19 protein-coding genes and 1 pseudogene are annotated in these 23,988 nt (G+C 60.3%); 15 read left to right on the forward strand and 5 right to left on the reverse strand.

The window, feature by feature from the left end; translation table 11 throughout:
- Window positions 1-572 precede the first annotated feature (572 nt).
- A complete protein-coding gene (locus BOO69_RS02705) occupies window positions 573-860 on the reverse strand; it encodes a hypothetical protein (RefSeq protein WP_071970080.1) in 288 nt (95 codons plus the stop codon).
- Window positions 861-972: 112 nt separating this feature from the next.
- Between BOO69_RS02705 and BOO69_RS02715 the strand changes: the two genes are divergently transcribed.
- A protein-coding gene (locus BOO69_RS02715; protein ID WP_369924169.1) for an IS3 family transposase occupies window positions 973-2,099 on the forward strand; the annotation gives its coding sequence in 2 pieces (ribosomal slippage) (window positions 973-1,219 and window positions 1,219-2,099; 1,128 coding nt in all).
- A gap of 566 nt (window positions 2,100-2,665) precedes the next feature.
- On the forward strand, window positions 2,666-4,024 hold the full coding sequence (locus tag BOO69_RS02720) for a hypothetical protein (RefSeq protein WP_071970082.1): 1,359 nt from the start codon (window positions 2,666-2,668) through the stop codon (window positions 4,022-4,024).
- Window positions 4,025-4,658: 634 nt separating this feature from the next.
- Here the strand turns inward: BOO69_RS02720 and BOO69_RS22955 are convergent.
- Together BOO69_RS22955 and BOO69_RS02725 are read right to left on the reverse strand one after the other, a co-directional pair.
- Complete coding sequence (locus tag BOO69_RS22955; protein ID WP_156874849.1) at window positions 4,659-5,348, reverse strand: hypothetical protein; 690 nt, start codon at window positions 5,346-5,348, stop codon at window positions 4,659-4,661.
- 152 nt (window positions 5,349-5,500) lie between these two features.
- Window positions 5,501-6,627, reverse strand: a protein-coding gene (locus BOO69_RS02725) for an IS3 family transposase (protein ID WP_197918801.1) whose coding sequence is annotated in 2 segments (ribosomal slippage) — window positions 5,501-6,357 and window positions 6,357-6,627 — 1,128 coding nt in all. Because the reading frame shifts where the segments join, the coding sequence is not laid out codon by codon here.
- Between the two features lie 156 nt (window positions 6,628-6,783).
- Here BOO69_RS02725 and BOO69_RS02735 point away from each other — a divergent pair.
- The 6 genes from BOO69_RS02735 to BOO69_RS23670 all read left to right on the forward strand — a co-directional run bounded on the left by BOO69_RS02735 (window position 6,784) and on the right by BOO69_RS23670 (window position 14,643).
- Entirely contained in the window at window positions 6,784-7,767 is a 984-nt protein-coding gene (locus tag BOO69_RS02735; protein WP_237267551.1) for a tyrosine-type recombinase/integrase, read from the forward strand.
- A 639-nt stretch (window positions 7,768-8,406) separates the two neighbouring features.
- Window positions 8,407-10,341: a TIR domain-containing protein gene (locus tag BOO69_RS02740; protein WP_071970084.1), complete on the forward strand. Its 1,935-nt coding sequence runs from the start codon at window positions 8,407-8,409 to the stop codon at window positions 10,339-10,341.
- Complete coding sequence (locus tag BOO69_RS02745) at window positions 10,338-11,894, forward strand: argonaute/piwi family protein (protein ID WP_071970086.1); 1,557 nt, start codon at window positions 10,338-10,340, stop codon at window positions 11,892-11,894. Before BOO69_RS02740 ends, BOO69_RS02745 begins: the two co-directional genes overlap by 4 nt.
- A 151-nt stretch (window positions 11,895-12,045) precedes the next feature.
- Window positions 12,046-13,131 (forward strand): HD domain-containing protein, encoded by a 1,086-nt coding sequence (locus BOO69_RS02750; protein ID WP_156874850.1) that lies wholly within the window; start codon window positions 12,046-12,048, stop codon window positions 13,129-13,131.
- 4 nt (window positions 13,132-13,135) lie between these two features.
- Window positions 13,136-14,113, forward strand: a complete 978-nt coding sequence (locus BOO69_RS02755; protein ID WP_156874851.1) for a hypothetical protein — start codon at window positions 13,136-13,138, stop codon at window positions 14,111-14,113.
- Window positions 14,114-14,145: 32 nt separating this feature from the next.
- Window positions 14,146-14,643, forward strand: a complete 498-nt coding sequence (locus BOO69_RS23670; protein WP_418361305.1) for a histidine phosphatase family protein — start codon at window positions 14,146-14,148, stop codon at window positions 14,641-14,643.
- 228 nt (window positions 14,644-14,871) lie between these two features.
- Here BOO69_RS23670 and BOO69_RS23675 read toward each other — a convergent pair.
- Window positions 14,872-15,054: pseudogene (locus tag BOO69_RS23675) on the reverse strand (NUDIX hydrolase N-terminal domain-containing protein); the annotation flags it as partial.
- A gap of 622 nt (window positions 15,055-15,676) precedes the next feature.
- Entirely contained in the window at window positions 15,677-16,621 is a 945-nt protein-coding gene (locus BOO69_RS02770; protein ID WP_335743942.1) for an IclR family transcriptional regulator domain-containing protein, read from the reverse strand.
- A 48-nt stretch (window positions 16,622-16,669) separates the two neighbouring features.
- Here BOO69_RS02770 and BOO69_RS02775 point away from each other — a divergent pair, with 48 nt between their 5' ends.
- The 7 genes from BOO69_RS02775 to BOO69_RS02805 all read left to right on the forward strand — a co-directional run bounded on the left by BOO69_RS02775 (window position 16,670) and on the right by BOO69_RS02805 (window position 23,952).
- A complete protein-coding gene (locus BOO69_RS02775) occupies window positions 16,670-17,650 on the forward strand; it encodes a VOC family protein (protein WP_071970096.1) in 981 nt (326 codons plus the stop codon).
- 42 nt (window positions 17,651-17,692) lie between these two features.
- Window positions 17,693-18,538, forward strand: coding sequence for a fumarylacetoacetate hydrolase family protein (locus BOO69_RS02780; protein ID WP_071970098.1), 846 nt, complete (start codon window positions 17,693-17,695; stop codon window positions 18,536-18,538).
- A gap of 31 nt (window positions 18,539-18,569) precedes the next feature.
- A complete protein-coding gene (locus BOO69_RS02785) occupies window positions 18,570-20,288 on the forward strand; it encodes an FAD-dependent monooxygenase (protein WP_071970099.1) in 1,719 nt (572 codons plus the stop codon).
- A gap of 12 nt (window positions 20,289-20,300) precedes the next feature.
- Window positions 20,301-21,287, forward strand: coding sequence for an NAD(P)H-quinone oxidoreductase (locus BOO69_RS02790; RefSeq protein ID WP_071970101.1), 987 nt, complete (start codon window positions 20,301-20,303; stop codon window positions 21,285-21,287).
- 37 nt (window positions 21,288-21,324) lie between these two features.
- A complete protein-coding gene (locus BOO69_RS02795; RefSeq protein WP_172839487.1) occupies window positions 21,325-21,951 on the forward strand; it encodes a glutathione S-transferase family protein in 627 nt (208 codons plus the stop codon).
- A gap of 133 nt (window positions 21,952-22,084) precedes the next feature.
- Entirely contained in the window at window positions 22,085-22,654 is a 570-nt protein-coding gene (locus BOO69_RS02800) for a TRAP transporter small permease (protein ID WP_216636998.1), read from the forward strand.
- Window positions 22,654-23,952, forward strand: coding sequence for a TRAP transporter large permease (locus tag BOO69_RS02805; protein WP_071970104.1), 1,299 nt, complete (start codon window positions 22,654-22,656; stop codon window positions 23,950-23,952). The genes BOO69_RS02800 and BOO69_RS02805 overlap by 1 nt, the downstream gene beginning before the upstream one ends.
- Window positions 23,953-23,988 lie beyond the last annotated feature (36 nt).

Raw genomic sequence — 23,988 nt, forward strand, 5'->3', positions numbered from 1 at the left:
CGAGAAAAGCGACACGAGCGAGTATCTTGATGCAGCGTCGGCTTTGATCTTCTCGCGTCTATTCAAGCTAAAGGCTTCTGGGCATTGGGATATGGTTTCAATCAACTGAACTTGCCGTGGTTTGTGGCCTCTCCTTTGATAGCGTTTACAGCGCGAAGGAGGACTGATTCTGAGACTGAAACGGACGGATGAAATTCGCCATTTTTTAAATACAACAACAGCTTCAATAATCCGCACCGCTGACAATCAGCACTGGGCTGGAAGGGCCCACTCTCCTTCGAATTAAAGGGTGGCTCGAACGAGCACCGGGGGCGGCACGAAAGCGTGACAGGTCCAACCGAGACCGAAAGGCCGCTGACGAGATCACGGCCGCAGCTCATATATTGATTAAGACGGCAGACTAGCCCTGAGACAAGATAATCCGGCATATACATAAGCGTAAGCGGCAAGCCTATCGCGTTTCCAGAAATCGTGGAGCGCTCTGGCCCAGAACGCCATAACTCTGACGAAACCCCGGATCGGTTCAAAGCCAGTATTCGTGAGCGCCAACTTACACTCCCTCTCATCCGGTTTCACCGCATGTTCGCCGCTTCGGCCAGTTCAAGCAGCCCCTCCAAAGCCTTTCGAAAGGGACCATCCAATTCAATTTCCGTTCTAAGTGTTGCCATTCGAAAAAGCACGACCAGACCTTGCTCTGCATCGCTGAATGGCAACCCAAGTGTGTCGCACAGCACCTCATAGACGCCGGTATGGTACTCTTCGATCGCAACAAGCAGGAATCTTGTTTGGTCCAGACCCAGGGCCTGCGACAGTGCAGGAATGCGGTCCAAGGGAACCTTGATCAGGCCTTGCTCCATCATGGTGAGAATGTTTGGATGCTTAAAGCCAACGCGATCTGCAAGGTCGTGAAGTGGTCCCAGGAAACCGGACAGTCAGCTAAGGTGTTTCCCGAACCTTTGAAGGGATACGAACATGGCAAAGCGCCGGAACTTTACAGATCAGTTTAAGGCCAAGGTGGCGTTGGAAGCGCTGCGTGGCGACAAGACCGTGCAGGAGATCGCGGCGAAGCATCAGTTGCACCCAAATCAGGTCAGCACATGGAAGCGGCAGGCCATCGAGGGCATGGCCGATGTGTTCTCGGGTGGCAAGCAGAGCGGCCCGACCGAGGCGGAAGTAAAGGAACTTCACGCCAAGATCGGGAGGCTGGCGGTCGAGAACGATTTTTTGTCGGAAGGGCTGAAGCGATGAGCCCTGGAAAGAAACGCGCGATGATCAACCGGGATCACCCCAAGCTGAGCATCAGCCAGCAGTGCAAGCTGGTGAGCCTGAGCCGGTCGGCGTTCTACTACACGCCCGCCGGGATCGACGCCGACACGCTGTCGATGATGAAAGAGATCGACCGGGTGTTCACCAAATACCCATTCTTCGGGTCGCGCCAGATCGCGGCCTATCTGCGCCGGGAAGGCATTGTTGTTGGCCGCCATCGCGTCAGGCGATTGATGGCGAAGATGGGTCTTGAAGCGGTCTACAAGCGCCCACGAACCAGCCAGCCGCATCCTCAGCACCCGGTCTTCCCGTATCTGCTGAGGAAGATGGTGATTGACCGACCGAACCAGGTCTGGTGCGCCGATATCACCTTTGTGCCAGTCAGAAATGGCTTCCTCTATCTGGTGGCAATCATGGACTGGGCGACGCGCAAGGTGCTGAGCTGGCGGTTGTCGAACACGATGCACGCCGACTTCTGCGTCGAAGCACTGAGCGAGGCCATCGCCAGGTACGGCCCGCCTGAGATCATGAACACAGATCAGGGATCGCAGTTCACCGGATCGGCCTGGATCACGACGCTGACCGAGGCGGGCGTGCGCATCTCGATGGACGGGCGCGGGCGTTACCTCGACAACATCTTCATCGAACGCCTCTGGCGATCCCTGAAGCAGGAGGCCATCTATCTCGAAGAAATCAATGAAGGCTTCCGGGCCCGTCGTGTCATCAAGGGCTGGATGGCATTCTATAACACCAGCCGACCCCATTCCGCGCTTGATCGGCAGACGCCGGACGACGCATATTGGGCAGGCTTGGAAGAGCGACACGCAGCATGAAACCTAAACCCGATACACCTTAGAAACGCTGCAAACCTGTCCGAAAAGATGGGACCACTTCATCGCGCTGTGTGAGGCCGGACTCTTCGATACCTTTTGCAAGCATTTGGGCGGTAGGGCTGTAAGTCATCGTTGTATCTCCTGAATGTTCGTTGCGACTATGCTGTGTGCTAGTTTTCAGTGAGATGTCCGATCAATGGCGCGCCAAACGAGCTGTGGTTAGCTCTCTGCGGCGCTTAGAGAAATGTGGGGCGCGATGAAGGGGTTTCAGCGGGTGTTGCGCTCTCTACGCTTCCGAAACTCTCAGGGCCGCACCTAAGCTCTCTGTCAACGGGCGGTTGCCGATACAAGGATGCGCGCCTAAATAGGATTTTCCTGCCTGCAGCGCGCTTTGACAAGTGCGCTGGCTGTCTAGGACTTCCAGCCTTATCTCCTTGATAGAAGGACGGCAAAAATAGCAAATTCTTGCGGGGTTAGTACGGGGTTAGTACGGGGTTACATCGGGTTTAGTTCAGCTATAACGCTGCTATTGCTCAATATCATAGATACGGTTGCAAGCCCCGTTTGTGTCGGCAATTCTCGAGAAACGCCGTTTCAACAGCGCCTCATATGATTATAGCAAGGTTGGGAACATCGATTTGAAATGGTTTGAAGTTCCCCTGCTGTTCAACTCCGCCCCGAGCTGGCCCGCTGCTTTGGATCCACCGTCCTTGCACTACAGTGTGCGACCCTATGCCCCCAGCAAGGGTGCAGCCGTTCAGCCCGTCCTGCGAGACCGTCTTATCGTCGAACCCGATGTCAATCTGAATGACTACCGCTGTTATGCGGAGATCGATTGGATCGAGATCGTGCTCGAGACGACAAGCGTCCACCAGGCTGTGAACGTCCATCGGTTTGCGAGCAAGGCTCTGGCAGACATGGGCTCCGAAACGAGCATTTATGTCTCCGGACCGGACGGGCGGTCTCACTACATCGGTTCCGCGTTCACGCTTCGGATTCAGCAGCCAAAGCCGCGCACGTTGACTGGTTTGCTCAAGGCGTTAGTCAAGAAGTACGTTCCCGGCCAGACCTTCATCCGAAACCTACCGGTCTCGGGTATCGAGGTCTCGGTCGACTTCTACGTGAAGGAACGGGCGACCCGGAACCTTGATGCCCAAAACCTATGGCGTTGGCGAATGACGGATCTACTGCGGCGTCACTTGAAGCCGAAGGACATCCTGACAGAGAACGAGGATTGCTTTCCGAGACACTTCAGCAATCAGAATGGCAGGGCTACAGCGACTTATACTGTGGGTCGGCGAGGGGCTCAATCCGGGCCAAGGGCTGCGCAACTCATGCGGCTGGGTCTCCCTCAGGAACTCCAGCAGCCTCTACGGCTGGGCAATCACAACAAGGCACCGATTGATACCACAAGCTATATCGGAGCGAAGGAGTTTCCGGTCATGTTGCGCGTAATGGACAAGCGGACGGATCGCCGGGATCCGAATGCGGGTTCCGTCGTGAACCTGCCATCGGACCAATGGCGCTCGAGGGTCGAAGTCACGTTGCGCACAGAGACGGGCACCGTTGGCGTCCCCGCAGCACTCGGGTTGGCAACGATCGCGAATCTCAAAGGCTTCGACTTCAAAGATCTCAGAAAGCTCGTCTTCGAGTTCTTCCTGCCGACGTTTAGTCCCGAAGATCCACTGGGCGAACTCCCTTTCTCTGTCAACTTGACTGAAGAAGATGTCTTCGCCAGAAGCGGGGTGTACGGTCTAGATCGGATGCATCGGTCTGTAGAACAGATCCTCGCAGCGCGTTTTCGGAGGAGTGAAATCGCAGCGAAGCCGGTGAAACTTGGCGCGAAGGGCAGGTTGGTGTCCTACACCGCGTTGAACAACAAGGTCGACCGTGCCCTCAGGAGCATGTCGCGACGCTGGCGGTAACTCTGATGCTGTTTGACGGCAGGGTACGTGCTGAGGGGCTCAGAGAGCGTCACAGGGCGCGATGCCGCCAAAGGGGCGAGTTCTTCGAAGGCGAACTGTTGGGGCCTCTCTAGGGCTCTCTGCGAGCCCCTCACGGCCGACAGGTAGTCCCCCTTGGTTCGGGACGTCCCAGCCGCATGGGTGAGCGTAGTCGTGCGGTCGCCGATGGCAGAACAGCCGGGTAGAAACGGCAACTTTTATTAACCGTGGACTCTTGTAGAGAGAAATGGCTCCGAGCAGCCTGTGGACGGGTTTGAGCTAAGCCGCTGTGGGTTTGGTCGAGATCCGCAGCTTTCGATTGGGATGGCAGCGGATTGCTAACCCTAATAGCTCACATACCACCAATACACCTCTCATACTTCTTAGAAAGCGTTTTCCTATGGTGCAAAATTCTTGCCGATAGGACGATTGCCTATCTTGGCTGAACTTTGCTCTGAGTTATAGGCGGTTCTACCCAGATGTAAGGAAGGTGGATCTGCGCTTCAGAAACCCATTCAAGTCCACTTATCCCTGCGCAACTCTTGTACAGACCGATGCTGCGTCTCTAGTGGCAGATGGAACGTCGGTGTCGCTGATGAAAGCCAATCTTTCGGTGCTAGCTATCCTGCGTTACCCTCCTTAGGGCTCGCTGTGCTGAGCTGACCGTCCAGTCATTCCCCCGTGTGGTCTTCAAACCTCTGTCGTTTGCTGCCTTCACAAGTGCTGCCAGCTTTGGGGTCTTGTCTACTTCGGTCAGGTCTTTCTGTAGCCCAAGCAGTTCTGCGGCCTTGGCGTCCGCTGCTGCACTTCGTGCGCGTTGGGATGCTTTCGTGGCCTTCGATGTTTGTCTGTGTTTCTCATGTGCGCTTCTTTGTGAGCGTGGTTGCTTTCCCAGCTTGAATCGTACTGGTGACACTGCCAGAAGCAATCGGGCCTTATAAGTGTCATTGAGGTCACCAATATCGCTAGCAGTTTCGACGTCAAATAGATGCCCAGAATATCTCTGAAGATCCTTGAGGAGTTGTTTTCTATTTGAGATTGGGCAGTTGCAGAAAAGCCGCAAATAGGTGTCAATGAAGACGCGAAAGCCCTTCTTCTTTGCGTTGTCGAGAGTGCCACGGAGTTTGGGTAGCTGGTCTAGACCCTCGACCTTTCGCGCGTAGTCGTAGTAGCAAGCGAACTTCCGTTCGCCAGTTAGTCGTTCAGCCGCCTCGAATAGATTGATGCGTTGCTGCCGAGCCGCACTGCAACTCTCTAGGCCGCCGCTCGGCTTTGGTCCGTAAGAAATCAAAATATAGCCAATCACCAGTTACTCCACATTAGCGTTGTTAAAACGTAAATGATCACGAAAGGTATCACGCAGCAACCCCTTATATCGGCAGATATCTGATACTGGTGAAGTGGTCCCATCTTTTCGGACAGGTTTGCAGCGTTTCTAAGGTGTATCGGGTTTAGGTTTCATGCTGCGTGTCGCTCTTCCAAGCCTGCCCAATATGCGTCGTCCGGCGTCTGCCGATCAAGCGCGGAATGGGGTCGGCTGGTGTTATAGAATGCCATCCAGCCCTTGATGACACGACGGGCCCGGAAGCCTTCATTGATTTCTTCGAGATAGATGGCCTCCTGCTTCAGGGATCGCCAGAGGCGTTCGATGAAGATGTTGTCGAGGTAACGCCCGCGCCCGTCCATCGAGATGCGCACGCCCGCCTCGGTCAGCGTCGTGATCCAGGCCGATCCGGTGAACTGCGATCCCTGATCTGTGTTCATGATCTCAGGCGGGCCGTACCTGGCGATGGCCTCGCTCAGTGCTTCGACGCAGAAGTCGGCGTGCATCGTGTTCGACAACCGCCAGCTCAGCACCTTGCGCGTCGCCCAGTCCATGATTGCCACCAGATAGAGGAAGCCATTTCTGACTGGCACAAAGGTGATATCGGCGCACCAGACCTGGTTCGGTCGGTCAATCACCATCTTCCTCAGCAGATACGGGAAGACCGGGTGCTGAGGATGCGGCTGGCTGGTTCGTGGGCGCTTGTAGACCGCTTCAAGACCCATCTTCGCCATCAATCGCCTGACGCGATGGCGGCCAACAACAATGCCTTCCCGGCGCAGATAGGCCGCGATCTGGCGCGACCCGAAGAATGGGTATTTGGTGAACACCCGGTCGATCTCTTTCATCATCGACAGCGTGTCGGCGTCGATCCCGGCGGGCGTGTAGTAGAACGCCGACCGGCTCAGGCTCACCAGCTTGCACTGCTGGCTGATGCTCAGCTTGGGGTGATCCCGGTTGATCATCGCGCGTTTCTTTCCAGGGCTCATCGCTTCAGCCCTTCCGACAAAAAATCGTTCTCGACCGCCAGCCTCCCGATCTTGGCGTGAAGTTCCTTTACTTCCGCCTCGGTCGGGCCGCTCTGCTTGCCACCCGAGAACACATCGGCCATGCCCTCGATGGCCTGCCGCTTCCATGTGCTGACCTGATTTGGGTGCAACTGATGCTTCGCCGCGATCTCCTGCACGGTCTTGTCGCCACGCAGCGCTTCCAACGCCACCTTGGCCTTAAACTGATCTGTAAAGTTCCGGCGCTTTGCCATGTTCGTATCCCTTCAAAGGTTCGGGAAACACCTTAGCTGACTGTCCGGTTTCCTGGGACCACTTCACTGGCGAAGCCTGTTAGCAACTGATATTGCCTGATTTTCTTTGTGTTGACCGGTGGAAAACACCCGACGGAGACTTCTCACTGTTGTATAATGAGACATCAAGAACACAACGCGATGGAGAAGCGTATGCCCCGACACTCGAAGACTGTCACCGATGCCTGCAACAGCTGGTTGAAGACCTGCGAACGCAACGACTTGGAACGATCGACTATCAAGGCTTACCGAAGCCACGCAAAGATCCATATCGAACCGAAGATCGGTGATCTCCTGCTCAAGGACCTGTCACGAAGTCAGGTCCGAGACTTCATGCATGAATTGATGGATGATGGTGTGTCTCGGTCCCAAGTCCGCAAAATCATGGTCAGTCTACGTTCGATCTTGTCCGAAGCAGTTGAGCGGGAATGGATCGATCACAACGTCGGCGTCGATGTGAAAGTAAAGCGGCAGGCACGTGCGCTGGGTGATGACCAAATCATTCCGAATAAGGATGAAATCCGCACGATTCTTGAAAATGCCCCGAAGTCGCATCGGGCGATGTTTGTGACCGCGATCTTCACTGGCATGCGCATTTCTGAACTGCGTGGGCTTACCTGGAGCAACTTAGACTTCACAAACAGAGTTATCCGGGTCAGTCAAAGAGCAGATGAATACTGTCAGATTGGCGCACCGAAGAGCAGGGCAGGGGGCCGGAGCATTCCGATGGCGCCGATTGTCTCTCAGACATTGGCCGATTGGAAAGACCGCGCACCCGAGAGCTCGATCGGTTTGGTCTTCCCGAACTCTGTTGGAAAGGTTCAAAACTACTCAAACATTTATAACCGTATCTTCAAGCCGATGCTGGTAGAGAACGGCATCGTAGATGAATCCGGTCAGTCAAAGTTCGGGATCCATGCGTTGCGGCATGCGGCCGCTTCCTTGTTTATCGAGCAAGGCTGGAACCCAAAGAAGATCCAAACGCTACTTGGGCACGCGTCGATCAACATGACGATGGACGTGTATGGTCACCTGTTTGAGAACGCAGAGGAAGACGCGTCGATGTTCGAGAAACTTGAAGCTGACTTGTTGGCTGCCTGACGTCAGAAGCCGATACTCGCTTATTTGAGTACGGAAGTCCGCCTTGCTGCACAAAACAGTCGTTGCCCCTCTCAAAACAAACGGCTGCGCTGCATGCTTTGTGACAGCAGCTAACAACAGCAAGGGCGGACAGCGGACCTTCGCTGCAAGCGCGAACCAGTCATACCGCGACGACAAAAGCCGACTTTGACGCAATCTTGAAACAGGCTTTCACTCTGCACTGTCGCATGACCACAAAGAGCCCTTACCGGACATGACGTCGATCTAGTCCGTCGAGCGCGCACCACCGCCTCTGCCCGGGACCGTCATCCGAAGGGCCGAGACCCGGCGTGTTCGGCGACCATGCGGCAACGTCGGAAGTGGGCTTTGGAGGAGACCCCGGACGATGCAAGTGGTTGTAGGAAGACGGATGCGGCGGTCTCGGAGAGGAGTGCCGACCTCTACTAGGACGCGGAGGTATGGCTGCGGTATAGACAGTTTTTCTCACTTAAATCTCTGATTGTGTTGTCGCAAGGATGGCTTGTGAGCTACCATGCTATAGAGGCGTAGCCGTAAATCTTGCATCAGGCGTGGCGAGAGACGAATGGATGGTGACCTCGACCTGTAATGTAAACCCTTGTCGCGATGCACGGAATCTGAATGCCCCATGATCTCTCCGTGCTATCCCCGTCAGAGTTCGAGGCACTTTCCGCAGACTTGATCGGCCAAGTTCTTGGCGTTCGCTTCGAGCAATTCGGGGAGGGGGCGGATGGCGGCATCGACGGACGATATGTCGAGGACGCGGATGGTGTGACGATCCTCCAGTCCAAGCGGTACGAGAAGTCAGCGATCGCGGCCCTTAAGCGCGAGATGAATAGCGAGCGGGCGAAGATCGATCGGTTGGCTCCGACGCGCTACATTCTCTCGACTTCGGTATCGATGACGCCGGGCCGGAAACAAAGCCTCATGGAAATCTGCGGCCCTACCGTGCGAACGTCGGGTGATATCTTCGGGTGGGAGGATATCGAGGCACTTTTACGAAAGTTCCCGGAGGTCGAAGAAGCTTATCCTGCGCTCTGGGTTCCAGCCAGCGGCGCAGCATTAGAACGGCTTCTCAACCGCGCTTTGGATGGTCGCGAGCAGCGTCAGGTGCCTCAGGTCCTCCATAAGCTTCTACCAAAGCCGGCAACCGGGGCTGATGATACTAACACGGTCGAGCGGGATACGCTTTTCTTGATCGGCGCGAGTTCGGTCCACGACCAATTCCTGCTCTGGCTCGGCCCAAAACTTGAGGCGCATGGATACCGGGTCTTCTCCGAATTGCTGACGCTTGAGCCCGGAGCGCGGTGGCACCGAGAAACGGGCGCCGCGCTTGAGCACCGCGCCGTGAAGGTGTTGGCCGTCGCAGCTGCGGCAACCGGGGCGGACGATGGGGCGATGGATCTGATTGATCGGGCCAAAACGCTCTCAAAGAAACTCGACGACTCGCGACTGATCATTCCACTTCGATATGAGGAGGGGGCGAAGATCGATGGATTGCGCGACGCAACGCCGACCGACTTCACCCATGGGTGGGCTGAGGGTCTCGTGAAGCTGCTCGACGCGCTTCGCCGGCAAGGAATCCGGCAGCAGCCGGGCCCTGCATCCGTTGCCCCGCAATGGGATAGCTTCCGGAAGCGCGGCGCGATCCCTCTGGTTGCCGAGCCTGAGCCGCTGGTCTCGAACTGGGTTCAGATCCTCGAGATGCCCGACGAGGTCCACTTCTATGAGGTGAGTGGGGCGGTCCGGGAGGACACGCTCAAGCGCCGGATCAAGATGCTGCCGTTTCCGGCCGCGCAGCGGGGCCGAGGTCTGATCACCTTCGCGACGCCGCCCGACGTCGAAGAAAGCTTGGAAGGGGTTGCGAAGCTGCGCCTGCGCGAGTCGGCGTCGATAGCAAGTGCGGCAGAAGATGGCATGCCCGAGATCGAGCTCACCGGCCGCGATCTGTCTAACGTCGTGACCGGCCTCTTGCGGGATGCATGGGAGCGACACTGCCGGACCGCGGGAATGGTGGCCTATGCCTATTCCGGGGGTGACGGTTTCCATGTGTCGCCCGACCAGGCAGCTATTGGCGAGCGCGTCCCGTGGGGCAAGCAGGGCGCACGCCGATCATCCATGCTGCGCAATATCGCCAAGAAGCACGTGTGGTCCTACGGTGTGACGGCGATCCCGAGGAATTGGCCCTTCTGGCACTTCAGACTGAAAGCGCGCGTTCTCTTTGCGAAGGATAACGACACGGCGCAGGGCGAGCCGATCAACGACTCGAAGACGATGCATCGCCTTCGTCGCTCGGGATGCAAGGGCTGGCGAAACAAGCAGTGGCACGGTCGGCTCTTGGCGTTCCTGCAGGTCATGTCGGGGGACTCGGCCTTCATCAGGGTATCGCTTGCGCCGGGACAGGATATGCTCCTGTCGTCCGAGCCTTTGCTCTTCACATCGCCTGTCAGCACGGCGTTGCCGGACAGCGCGGACCCTGACACCGAGGAGGAAGATGCGAGCACGCTCGGCCGTCCTGAGACCATGGATGAGGATGCCGATGGAGAGTCAGCGTGAAGTTTCCTGAAGTAAGCCTTGTCGTCGATCACTTCGACGAGCCCGAACTCGATTTCAGATACGATCAACGAAGCCACCACCCGAAGGACGGGTTGTTCCTCTATGGACCGTATGACGCACCGCGGAAGGTTCAGGAGGTTCGGATCGGCGTTATCGGGACAAAAGAAGGGATCAGTCATTTCCGCTCTTGGAGCGACAGGCTCTTATCGGGGATCGCCGTTCCGCCACCAAGTCCGACGGAAAAGAAAGATCGCTTACATCTTGCAGACTTCGCGGGCCTCGAAGAGACCTTCGGCATCACGTTCGATCCTCAGAGATGTCGGGCACTGACAGTAGAGTTTGATGCCATCGAACGGGCGACCCGGATGGAGAACATGCACGAGGCCGTCGATGCTGTCGCGCGTATCTACACGGATCGCATGGACAAGTTTAGGCGCAACGAGGAGGGTGCGATCGACGTCTGGATCTTCGTCGTTCCCGAGATCGTCTATGAGCGATGCCGTCCCGAATCCCGGAGGACCGGACTGACGCTTGTGCGAGGCAAGGCGCCAAAGCGACAACGTACGCGATCCTTCCAAGGATCGCTTCTACTGGACGATAGCTTTGATCCCAACATCGAGAATGTCTTCGATGACATTCCGGACTTCCGAAGACATATAAAGGCGCGTCTCCTGTCGATCGCACCTTCACAGATCCTGCGCGAGTCTACGCTGGAGCCGACGGCTTTCTTGAACAGCGCGGGCTATCCAAAGCGGACGACGCAGGACGCGGCCACGGTTGCTTGGAACCTTGCGACCGGCCTCTATTACAAGACGCAGGAGCGCCCTCCATGGCGTCTCTCCAACGTGCGCGACGGCGTCTGCTACATCGGAATGGTCTACAAGAACCTCCCCAACAACCGCGACAACCATGTGTGCTGCGCAGCCCAGATGTTCTTGACCGAAGGCGACGGGGTCGTCTTCCGCGGTGCGAACGGCCCGTGGAAGACCGGCGACTACGAGTATCATCTGAGTGCGGCCGCCGCAGAGGAGCTCTTGGGTACCGTGATCGAGGCGTATCGCGATATGCATTCCGAGCCGCCAAAAGAACTCTTCATTCACGGGCAGGCTTCGTTCAACGACGAGGAGTGGCAAGCATTCTGTCGCGCGGCTCCGAAGGGCACGAATGTGGTCGGGGTCAGGATCAAGTCGACGGGCGGGGACGCGAAGCTGTTTCGGGCAGGCGACTACCCGGTGATCCGCGGCACGGCGCTCCAGCTGAATGACAGCAACGCCTATCTCTGGACGAGCGGTTACGTCCCCCAGCTTGACACGTATATCGGGCCGGAGACGCCTAACCCCCTGATGGTCACAATTCTCCGCTCAAAAAACCGCTGCCCGAGGATGCAGACCGTGCTGGCCGACATCATGGGACTGACGAAGATCAACTACAACTCTTGCAACTTCAACGACGGGCTACCGGTTACCGTGCGCTTCGCCAGGATGGTAGGCGACATTCTGGTCATGGGGTCCGCGCGGGAAGGGGGCCCACAGCCATTCAAGTACTACATCTGATGGCATCATCCGGGTCCGCGGCGTGGTGGAGGCCGAGAGAGCCAAACCAACGAGCCTCTTCCATCGGCGTACTGCGGGTCATACTTAGTGTGTCGCATCGGGTATGATCCGTGCTAGATACTCATAGGCCCTTTGTAAGGGATCACCTTGGTTGAACGGAGCGAAAACGCTGGAACAAGTCATCGCGGATATGTGGAACAGCGCCGAAAGGCTGGAGGTCGAGCCGTGGGCATCCGTAGATGCCTTTCGCTCGGGCACCTCGCACGCGTTCGACGATCCGCTTGTCGCGGCGCTGATGTCCCTCGCACCGCTGAAACGCCTGAAGGGTATCGGATTTCTTGGGGCGATCGATTATCTGCGTCATGGTTCGGGTCGTGCCGGTCATCGCCGCCGGCACAACCGGCTGGAGCACTCGCTCGGTGTCGCTCACTTGGCTAACGTCTACGCGCGAGAGGTCGGTCTACCGGATAATCGACGTCGCCTGCTGCTTGCCGCATCGCTGCTACACGATGTCGGTCACGGACCGCTTTCACATACGCTGGAGCCGGTGTTCTCGGACGCCTTCGGGATCGACCACCATAGTGTCACGCGCGACCTAATCACGGGTGACCGGCGCGCAGGCTTGGGCATCGCCGAAGTGTTGGCGGCGGAACAGGTTGATATTGAGGAGGTCTTGGCACTCATCGACGGCGAACATGACGGCGACGTTGGCTTCTTATTCTCCAACCAGATCAATCTCGACACGCTCGAGGGAATCATGCGGTGCCGCGCGTTCATTGCGCCGCGTCCGGCTTATCGCGGGGCGGAACGGATCGCGTTGCTTTGGGCGCGAGGTGACCATACAGCCGAGGGTGCATTCGATGAGTTCTGGCGATTGAAGCACGACATCTACACGCTCTTCATCGGTGGACCGGCCGGCGCGGCGCTCGACACGTTGGCGCAGACCTACATGCGAGAGCATCTGTCGCAGTTCTCGCCCGACGATTTTCTCATCAGCGAGACGATGCTTTTACGGCGTCATTCGGAACTGCACGGATACCTGAAAGTCGCTGCGCGGTCGCAGGAGAAGCTGCGCGAGGTCGTTCCGAAGGGATGGCTGAGAGCGCCGGTCGAGCGGCGCAGGCGGGAGTTCTTCATCGAGAAGGACACGCGGCTCGTGAACAACGCAGCGATCAACTTCCGGTATCGGCAAACGAAGACGCGCAGCGCCACCACCTTGGCAGATTTGTTGGACTGACCCCATGCCTAAAATCAAACGACTGACCACGGCGGACCAAGTCCGAGATGTACTCGGACGCGCGCGTGCTGAAGCGGACCGTCAACTCGAAGCTATGCGGGCCGCGGCGAAGTACGTCATACCATACGATGCCGGTGTGATCGTGGGCGTGAATGGCTCGGTTGCAAGACGGGAAGTCACCAGTGGTTCCGACGTCGATCTTTTCTTCCTGACGACGAGGGACGATGCGGAGGCGGCTCGCCCCATTCAAGAAGCTTTCCGCGACCGGCTTCGGGCGGATGGTGTGAAGATGCCCGCGCATGGGGGCGTGTTCGAAAATCCGCTCAGTGTGAAGGATATTTTATCCAACATCGGCGGCGATGCTGACACGAACGCCTATCTCACCCGCCGGATGCTGTACCTGCTGGAAGGCGAGTGGCTACATGATCGGCCTGCATTCGAGAACCTGCGCGAGAAACTCATCGGCCACTATGTTCGCGACTCGCTGGAGGATCGTAAGCTCTGCCGCTACCTGCTGAACGACGTAATCCGGTATTGGCGGACCATCTGCGTGGACTTCGAGGAGAAGACGGCAGATGGGGATAAACCGCGAGCGATACGTCTCGTAAAACTGCGGTTCGCGCGAATGATGCTCTACTTCGGTGGGGTTGCAGCGATCGCCCGCACCGACGACGACGTGCCCGCGGCGACAAAACGGGACATGCTGCTCGAGACCTTCGCGATGCCTCCGGCAGACCGCCTAACGCAGGCGTTTGGTGACGCCGAGATGGAAGCCCCACTCGCGGCCTATGCTACGTTCCTCAATGCCATCGACGACACAGCAATCCGCGACGCGCTGGAGCGCGATGGGCATGAGGGGCTCGAAACGATCGAGTACCAAGAATTGCTCGAGGTAGCTCGGGAATTCCGGCAAGGGCTTCAGGATGTCCTGGTGGGGCCTGAGGGCCTCCGAGGCAGGATCGGTTCGGCACTCTTGCTGTGACGGCGGTGAACGCTGAGCGAATCTTGGTCTTGGTGCGACATGCGCCGACGGCGTGGAACCGCGACGGTCTCGTAATGGGTCAAACCGACATTCCCTTGGACGCGATGGGACGCCATGAAGCGACCATCGCTGCGTATACGGCGGGCCTTCAAGGCATGAGCATAGATGGTCTCTTCTGCAGTCCGATGAAACGATGTGTCCAGACGGCGGAGGCGCTTGGCATCGTTCTCGACTTGGAGACGCAGTTGGTGCCGGGGTTGAAAGAGCGCGGTTGGGGCCCTTTCGAAGGACAGCCGAAGAGTGAGCGCAGTCGCGGCTCCGAGGCCCAGGGCGTCGAGGATCTCTACGACCTGACGATCCGCGTAGCTGAGGCGCTTTGCTGGATCGGGGAGCGTGCAACCACGCCTCTGATCGTGACTCATTCTGGTGTCATTCGCGTAGCACTCGCGAGAAGCGGTCAGTCGTCTGATGCGCGGGTCCCGCATCTAACGCCAATACGCGTTAGGTGGAAGCCGACGGCGAGAAAGTAGGCGCGACCCTTGGGTCGCGCACTTCAAGGGTGCGTCTCTTCGCAGTGCCGAGGCCTCTGGAGCCTCGGCCCGGGGGCGGGATGCTGGCGTCAGCCGCCTCGCCGCCGAACGGCGCCCCCTCCATTGCGCGGGGCTCGAAGGCCACCAGCTCCGTCGAACCGATGGGAAAACCCAGCTTTACCGACAGGCAGCTCGAGCTATCCTCCCGGGTATTCTCGAAAATCGTGGTCACCTAGGCGTCACGTATCCTGTCGTCTGGGGGCCGTCGAGGTCTTCAATGCGGCAAAAAGCGAAGTTGCCGAGCCGGGCCATCATTTCGACAGCGATCTTAGCAATATCGTCATACCTCTCTCGGTCATACTGATCCGTCGTGAAGAACTCACCTGTCGATGCGAGTGACTGAAGTCGCTTTGCGTATTCAAGTCATAGGTCTTCCATGTCTGTCAAATTGCGATCCTCAAGGCTTTATGCGTTGCAACATTAACCTACGCGAAGCGGACGTCGCCGTCCCGTATGTCCTGCTCAGTGGACCTTGGCCGTCGGAAAATGCTGCGCGTCTCGCGAACGACCGCTTCGGTGAAGCTGCGCCGGAGCGTTGTCACGCATTCCCAAAGGCGGCGAAGGGCCGATCTTGTCGCGCCGGCCCCTGCTGCAAACCCAAACACTCCGCCATCAGCGCGGTCAATGTCGGGCTTGGAGCTCCCATTCGTGGCTTCGACCGGGACGAACTAGTCGGTGCGTCTAGTAGAAGACAGCAGTGCTGTGCTTCGGATAGAAGGACTAGATCAGCGATGGTTTGCGTTGCTCGAACGTAAATGTATATATTATGCACGACCTGGTTGGATGGATTGAAAATCCTCGTGTCGGTGGTTCGATTCCGCCCCCGGGCACCATATTAAAAATATCAAACGCGAATTAGGTCTTTGTCCCAGATTTTGTCCCACTAGCGGACGTGTCGGGAAATGGCGCTTTTGTCGTGGCTCCGTGCTCCTGCCAGTCTGCGAGAGATCTCTCGGGGCCCGCCCCGAAACGGTCAGGCGCGGGGTTCGTCCATTTGGGTCACGCCCGCCAGTGCCGAAATCTCGCCCGAGATCGCGCCGGCTGTCGCGAGCAGATCCTGGTGGTAGAGGTCGTAGGCCCGGTCGAAGCGCATGGCGGTCGAGGCCCAGATGATGGTGATTGCCGCCACGACCTTGCCGTGGTGATAGATCGGGGCAGAGAGGCTCTCGGTTTCGCTGACATAGTCCTCCCGTCTGAAACCGACGCCGAGCTGCCGGGTCTGTTCGAGCACGCGGGCGAGGGGGCCGTCACGCAGGATGAGCGGCAGGGGTTCGTTCCGCTCCTCCGCGATAATGCGGACGATCTCTTCACTCTCTTCCGGCGGCAGGAACGCCAGATGCGCGCGCCCCGAGGCTGTTTCGGGAATGGGCAGCTTGCGGCCCACCATGCCGTGATTCACCGCGTAGGGGCTGATGCTGTGGGTCGATTCCCGCACTTCCATCCGGTATTCGCGCATGGTCATGAGGTCGATCGGCCAGAGGATGCGCCGCCCCAGCTGTATCATCTTGGGGATCGCGACCTGGCAGACCCAGTCCTCGTCGCGGAACCCCGAACTGAGCGATTTGGTGTGCAGCGTCGGGCGCCATTTCTCGGACGACCGGTCGCGAATGACGAGTTCCATTTCCTCGAGCGTTTCCAGAAGCCGGTAGACCGACGCGCGGGGAATTCCCGTGGCAGCCGCGATTTCGGAGGGCTTCAGCCCGTTGTTCTGATTGATCGTCTGGAGGACGCTGACGCCGCGTTTAAGCGACCGGATGGTTGAGTCTGAAATCTTGACACCTCGGGGTTGGGTAGCATTCAGGGTTTCATGTCGTTCTAGCCCAGTAAAGCCGCCTTGTCCGCTTGGCGGGCAGATGTGTTCGCCAAGCGGACGCTCGATGCAAAATTGCGGAACCGGGCAGGGGAGGCGCCTAGGAATGGCCCGAGCAGAGGTTCACGCTTCGCTGCCCAACGGAGGATCGGCAATATGACATTGAAGTCCCTTGGCTATATCGGGGTGAACTCTTCCAGGACGGCGGACTGGAGTTCCTTTGCCACTGATCTTCTTGGCATGCAGCAGGTCGATCGCGGCGGCAGCAGCCGGGCGTTCCGGATGGACGACCGCAAGCAGCGCCTGATCGTGACGGGCGAGGGCGAGGACAACCTGGCGTTCATGGGGTGGGAAGTGGACACGCCGGATGATCTGGACCGGCTTGCGTCGAAGCTCGAGAATGCCGGGGTCGAGGTGACCTGGCACGGAAGCGCGCTGGCGGATCAGCGTCACGTTGCGCGCCTCATTTCCTTCCACGATCCGGATGGCAATTGCATCGAGGTCTTCAGCGGCCCGGAGATCGCGAGCGACCCCTTCGTGCCGGGGCGGCCGATTTCGGGGTTCAAGACCGGCACGCTCGGGATGGGTCACGCCGTGCTGCACGTCGAGAACGTGGAGGGGCTGCTCGAATTCTACCGGGACTTGCTGGGTTTCAGCGTCACCGACTACGGGCTGACGCCCTATCCGCTGTATTTCTTCCATATCAACGGCCGGCATCACAGCTTTGCCATGGTCGGTTCCGGGCGCAAGGGGCTGCACCATTTCATGGTCGAGCTGCAGATGCTCGACGATGTGGGGCAGGCCTACGACATCGCCGAGGCGGAGAAAGATCGCGTTGCCTACACGCTGGGCCGTCATTCCAACGATCACATGATGAGCTTCTACGCCAACTCGCCCTCCGGTTTCTTCGTGGAATACGGCTGGGGCGCGCAGGTGATCGACCCCGCCACCTGGGAGCCGTTCGAGACGCACGAAGGGCCGTCGACATGGGGCCACGAGCGCGTGCATCTCCCCGAGGATTCCGAGGTCCGGCAGCGGATGCGCGACATGCGGATGAACAACGCCAGGACCGGCTTCCGGGCCGCCGACCCGGTGCCGAACTGTGCCTGGCTCGACACTGTCGTGCATCGCGAGTGATCGCGCGCGGCACCGCAATGACCATGGAAAACGGAAAGTGACATGAAGATAGCTTCCTACATCTTGCCCAATGGGCAGCGCTCCTACGGAAAAGTGGACGGCGACACCGTGACCGACGCAGGCGCCGCGCTGAAGGCCGATTTCCCCGACCTTCGGGCCCTGCTGGCCGGGGGCGCCATCGACCGTCTCGAGGCAGCCGAGGGTGCCACGGTCGCGCTCGATGATCTCACGCTGCTGCCGACGATCCCGAACCCGGACAAGATCATCTGCATCGGCCTCAACTACATGGGCCACATCAGGGAGACCGGGAAGGACAAGCCCGCAAAGCCGTCGATCTTCACGCGCTACCCGTCGACCCTCGTCGGGCACGGGGCTGCGATGATCCGGCCAAAGGTCTCGGACACGTTCGACTTCGAGGGCGAGTTCACCGTGGTCATCGGCAAGGCCGGCCGCAACATCCCCGCCGCCCGGGCGCTGGAGCATGTGGCGGGCTACACCTGTCTCAACGACGGATCGATCCGCGAATGGCAGCGGCACACGACCCAGTTCTGGGCGGGCAAGAACTTTGACAGGAGCGGGTCGATGGGCCCGTGGCTGGTGACGGCGGACGAGATCCCCGATCCGGCCACGCAGAAGATGGAGACCCGCCTGAACGGCGAGGTCGTGCAATCGACCCCGATCTCGGACCTCGCCTTCTCGATCCCGGAGCTGATCGAATATCTGTCCACCGTGACCGAGCTGCTTCCCGGCGACGTGATCGCGACAGGCACGCCCAGCGGGGTCGGCGCGTTCCGCGAGCCGAAACTCTGGATGAAGCCCGGCGACCGCATCGAGATCGACATCAGCGGGATCGGCATCCTGTCCAATCCGATCGAAGACGAGGCCTGAGCGCCCGCACCGTACGAAGGAAAACCCAGACATGACGACACCTACGGTTGATATCGCGATCGTGGGCGGGGGGCCCGTCGGCCTGACGGCAGCGAACCTCGCCGGTCACCTCGGCCTCTCGACCGCGCTTTTCGAGCGCAACGACGCCACGTCGTTCCATCCGAGAGGCCATGTCCTGAACACGCGGACGATGGAGATCTGGCGGCAGGTCGGCATGGAGAGCGCGATCAACGACGCCGCGCTGCCGATCGAGCGGCACGCGGGCATAGGGTTCGTCACCAGCCTTGCTGGAGAGGAGATCGGCCACATCCAGACCCGCGGCGACGCGGTCCGGGACCGGCTCGAACGCAGCTGGAGCCCCGCGCTCAAGAGATCCTGCCCGCAGGACGTCATCGAGCCGATCCTGCGCCGGCATGCGGACCGGCGGGAGAGTGTGGAACTGGCGTTCGGGACCGAGGTCACCGGCCTCGAACGGGATGGCGAGGGCTACCGGCTGCGCTGGGTCGACCGCGACGGGCAGGCGGGAGAGACTTTTGCAAGGTACCTGATCGGTGCCGACGGTCCGCGCAGCTTCGTCCGCGAGTGGCTGGGCATAGAGATGCACGGGCGGTCGATGGGCCAGCAGATGGGCGTCTATTTCCATGCCGATCTGTGGAAGTTCATCGAGACGCGGCCTTACCTGCTCTGGTGGGTCTACAACGCGCGGACGACCGGCGTGCTGATCGCCATGGATGGCCGAAACCGCTGGACCTTCAATTTCGCCTACGGCGCGGAGGAGTCCCGCCACGACTTCTCCGAGGAGCGGTGTCTTGAACTGATCCGCGCCGCGATCGGCGAAGATGTCCCGGTCGAGATCCGGAGCATCATGCCGTGGCGGATGCAGGCGCGCATCGCCGAGCGGATGGGAAAAGGCCGGGCGTTTCTGGCCGGCGATGCCGCGCATCCGCTGCCGCCGACGGGCGGGCAGGGCATGAACACAGGCGTGGCCGATGTTCACAACCTCGTCTGGAAGATCGCGATGGTGATCCGGGGCGTGGCGCCCGAGGCGCTTCTGGACAGTTACGATCTGGAACGGCGGCCCGTCGCGACCTTCAACGTCGAACAGAGCGCGCGCAACGCGGAGGCGATGGCGAAGTCCGGGCTGGCAGGCATGCTGGCGAACGACAGCGCCGTCACGCAGAACATCGAGGGACCGGAAAGTGCCGCGGTCCGCGCGCGGCTGGCCGAGGCCATCCCCAAACAGCGCGGCCACTTCGATTATCCGGGACAGACCTTCGGCTACTCCTACGACGGAGACCTGATCACGCCGGACGGCACGGCGCCCCCGCCGCTGGATATCGAGACCTACGTGCCCTCGGCCCGGCCCGGGATGCGTGCGCCGCATTTCCCGATCCTGAAGGACGGTGCCGAAGCCTCGGTCCTGAATCTGTTCGAATACGGCAGCTTCACCCTTCTTGCCGCGCCGCAGGCCGCTGACATCGCGGCGGACCTTGTCGAGGGCGCGGAGTTTCTCGGCGTGCCGTGCCGGGCGCATGTCGTGGGGCCGGGGGCCGGGGTGGAACCGGTCGGCAGCGACTGGCTCGATCTCTACGGCATCGGTCCCGCCGGGCTTGTCCTGATCAGGCCCGACGGGCACGTGGCCTGCCGCCTGCCCACGACGGACGCGTACAGCCTGAAGAACCTGACGATGGCCCTCACGGCCTCGACAGGGGCGAAGAGCCCGGCGGTGTCCGGGCAGACAGTTTCATAGCCGGAGGTACCGATGAGCATTCCCACCACACAACGCGTCATCGTCATCAGCAAGGCGGGTGGTCCCGACGTGCTGGTCCCGGCGGAGGTGCCCGTGCCGTCGCCGGGCGAGGGTCAGGTCCTGATCGAGGTCGCCGCGGCGGGCATCAACCGGCACGACGTGCACCAACGGGCGAACGGTATCCACCATGACGGGTCGCCGACGCCCGGTCTGGAGGTCTGCGGGCGGGTCGTGGCGGTTGGTGCTGGTGTCACCGCCCCGGCGATCGGCGATCGGGTCATGGCGCTGGTGCAGGGGGGCGGCTACGGCGAATACGCCGTCGCGGCGGCCGCGCTGGCACTGCCGGTTCCGGAAAACGTTTCGGATGCGGAGGCCGCCTGCGTCCCGGAGGCCCTGTTCACGGCCTGGTGGAACTACTTCGGACTCATGGACCTGCAGAAGGATCAGTTCGGCCTTTTCCACGGCGGCACGAGCGGGGTCGGGCATCTGGCCCTGCAGGCGCTTTCGGCGCTCGGCTACAGGGTGATTGCCACGGCGGGGTCGGAGCGGAAAGTGAAGGCGGCGAAGGAATTCGGTGCCTTCGAGGCGCTCAACTACAACGACGCCGCACTGGCGGAGAAGGTCCTGGATGCCACGGATGGCACCGGCATCTCCTGCCTGATCGATGTTTCGGCCGGCGCACACCTGACGCAGGACGTCGCGATGATGGCGCCCGATGGCACCATCGCGCATCTCTCGGCCGGCGGCGGGGCGGAGCTGAGCCTTCCGCTTCGTTCGATCATGGCAAAGCGTATCCGCATCACGGGATCCTTCCTGCGCCCCCTTGCGCTGGAGCTGAAGACGCAAGTGGCCGATCGTCTGCGGCGCGAGGTTCTGCCCCTGATCGGAAACGAGGTGCGGCCCGTGATCGCCCAGCAATTCGAGCTGATGGATGCGAAGGGCGCGCATGCGGGGATGGAGAAGGCCTCGCATATCGGAAAGATCGTGTTGGTTGCCTGACCGGCTGCCGCTTGTCCGCAAAGATGGGAGCAGGATGATGAAACTCTACTACGCGCCCGGCGCATGTTCGATCGGAACCCACTTCCTGATGGAGGAGATGGGCTTGACCTACGACACCGGCCGCCTCGACCTGAAACAGGGGGACCAGCTCAAGCCGGCGTATCTGGACGTGAACCCCAAGGCCAAGGTGCCGGCGCTGGTGCGCGATGACGGCAGCCTGTTGACGGAGTTCGTGGCCATCGCCTTCTGGCTGGGCAGGACATACCCGGAGAAAGGCATGATCCCCGAGGGGATGGAGGCAGAGGTACGCACCCTCGAGATGCTCGACTACGCCGTGGCCACGATCCACATGCAGGGATTTTCCCGGCTGTTCCGGCCTGCGAAATTCGCCAGGTCGGAGGCGGAACACGACTGGGTGCGCGAGCAGGGCAGGGCCGTGGTGGACAAGGCCTTCGGGATCGTCTCGGAAAGGCTCGGCAGCTCGGACTTCATCATGGGCGATCGTCTGACGCTGGCCGATGCGGCGTTGTTCTACGTGCTTTTCTGGGGGGTCGACCGGGTGAAGCTGGATGTCCCGGAAAATCTGGCTGCCTACTACGCGCGCCTGCGCGCGAGACCCTCGGCGCAGAAGGTCTTTGCGGACGAAGGTATCCAGTTCAGCTGATTGCGCCGGCCCGCGGTCCGGCGACGGGACACCGGCCTGTCCGCCTGCCGGACGCAATTCATTGGAACCTTACCCGCCATGGCCCGCCGCGACATAGTCGTTGGTACGGTAAACCGCATCGAAGGGGAGGAAGATGCGATACTTGACCCTTATCGAGGATAGGGCGCGTGCCGCAACGCGCTGGCTGGCCCTGATCGGGTTTGCCGGTCTTCTGGTCCTCGCGATCATGACCACCCTCGATGTCCTCATGCGGTGGCTTTTCGACAATCCCATCCACGGGGTGAACGACGTCAGCGCCGTGGTCATGGCCGTCGTCATCGCCAGCTGCATTCCAGCCAACCTCGAAGGGCGCAGGAACATTTCCGTCGATGTGCTGGGTGCGATGACCGGACGCCGGGCGACCCGCCTGCTCGACGCGTTCGGGGGCTTCGTGACCCTGCTCTTCATCGGGGCGGTCGCCTGGCAATTCATTGGCTACGCCGACTCCATGTATCACAGCGGCCGCCGCACATGGGTGCTGGCCCTGCCACTGTGGCCATGGTGGGCGGCCGCGACCGCGTTTCTCTGGTTCGCCGCGCTGATCCAGCTCGCCAACGTCATCCGCGATCTGCATCGCACGTTGACCGGCGGTTCGGACGGCCATGCGTCTCCCCATCCCATACGGCCCGATGCGGCCGACAGCCTCGGGCATACGGAATCTTGATGGACCCGACAATTCTCGCCTTTGTCGGCTTCGCCGGCATGTTCCTCCTGATCGGTCTGCATGTGCCGATCGGCGTCGCCATGGCCGTCGTCGGTGTGAGCGGTTTCGCCGCCATCGCGGGGTGGGCGCCGGCCCTTTCGCTGCTGGCGACCGAACCTGCCTCGACCATGTCCAACCTCGATCTGGCGGTGATCCCGCTGTTCATGCTCATGGGAAGCCTTGCGACCACGGCCGGTCTGGCGGGCGACATATACGCGACGGCCGAGGCGCTGATCGGGCACAGGCGCGGCGGGCTCGTCGCGACCACGGTCGTCGCCAGCGCAGGTTTTGGCGCGGTCTGCGGTTCCGGCGTGGCCACGACGGCCACGTTCGGGCGGGTCGCGCTGCCCGAGATGCTGGGTCGTGGCTATTCCGAGAAGATCTCGGCAGGCTCCGTCGCCGCCGGGGGGACGCTCGGGATCATCGTGCCGCCGTCGAGCATCATGATCCTCTACGCGGTCCTCACCGAAAATTCGATCCTCGATCTCTTTTCCGCCGCGCTTGTGCCGGCCCTCCTGACGGTGAGCCTCTACCTCGCGGCGATCTTCATCGTTGCAAGGCTCCGGCCCGAGTCGATGCCCGGCTCGACCCGGCAGCCGCTTGCAACGCGGCTGCGCGTTCTGACCCGTGCATGGGGTGTCATCCTGCTGGCGGTCGTCGTCCTTGGAGGCATCTACTCGGGCATCTTCACCGTGAACGAGGCGGCGTCCGTCGGCACGGTGATCGCGTTCCTGTTCGCGCTCGGGCGGGGCAAACTCAACCGCGAGTCCTTTCTGGCGGTCCTGTCCGAAGCAAGCGTCGCGACGGTCATGATCTACGTGGTCGTGTTCGGCGCGACGATCTTCTCGTACTTCATCAGCATCACCGGCGTGGCCGCGAACATCATCGCCGGCATCGAGTGGCTGGACCTGCCGGCCCTCGGGGTGATCCTGCTTCTCGTCCTGCTCTATCTCTTCCTCGGCGCGTTCTTCGACGAGGTCGCGGCGATCGTCATCACGCTGCCCTTCGTCCTGCCGCTGGTCCTGTCGCTTGGATACGACCCCGTGTGGTGGGGCATCCTGAATGTCGCACTGGTGGGGATCGGTATGCTGACGCCGCCGATCGGGCTCAACGTCATGCTGCTCAGCTCGATGCGCCCCGATATTCCCCTGTCCTCGATCTACCGGGGCGTCGTCCCGTTCTTCCTGGCCGACTGCGTGCGCATCCTGATCCTTGTCCTGTTCCCTGCCGTGACCCTGTGGCTGCCCAGCATCCTTTGATTGCCCGCCCTTCGGACACAATCTGCAAACACCTCG

Origin of the sequence: Sulfitobacter alexandrii (genome assembly GCF_001886735.1) — a bacterium.
GTDB lineage: Bacteria > Pseudomonadota > Alphaproteobacteria > Rhodobacterales > Rhodobacteraceae > Sulfitobacter > Sulfitobacter alexandrii.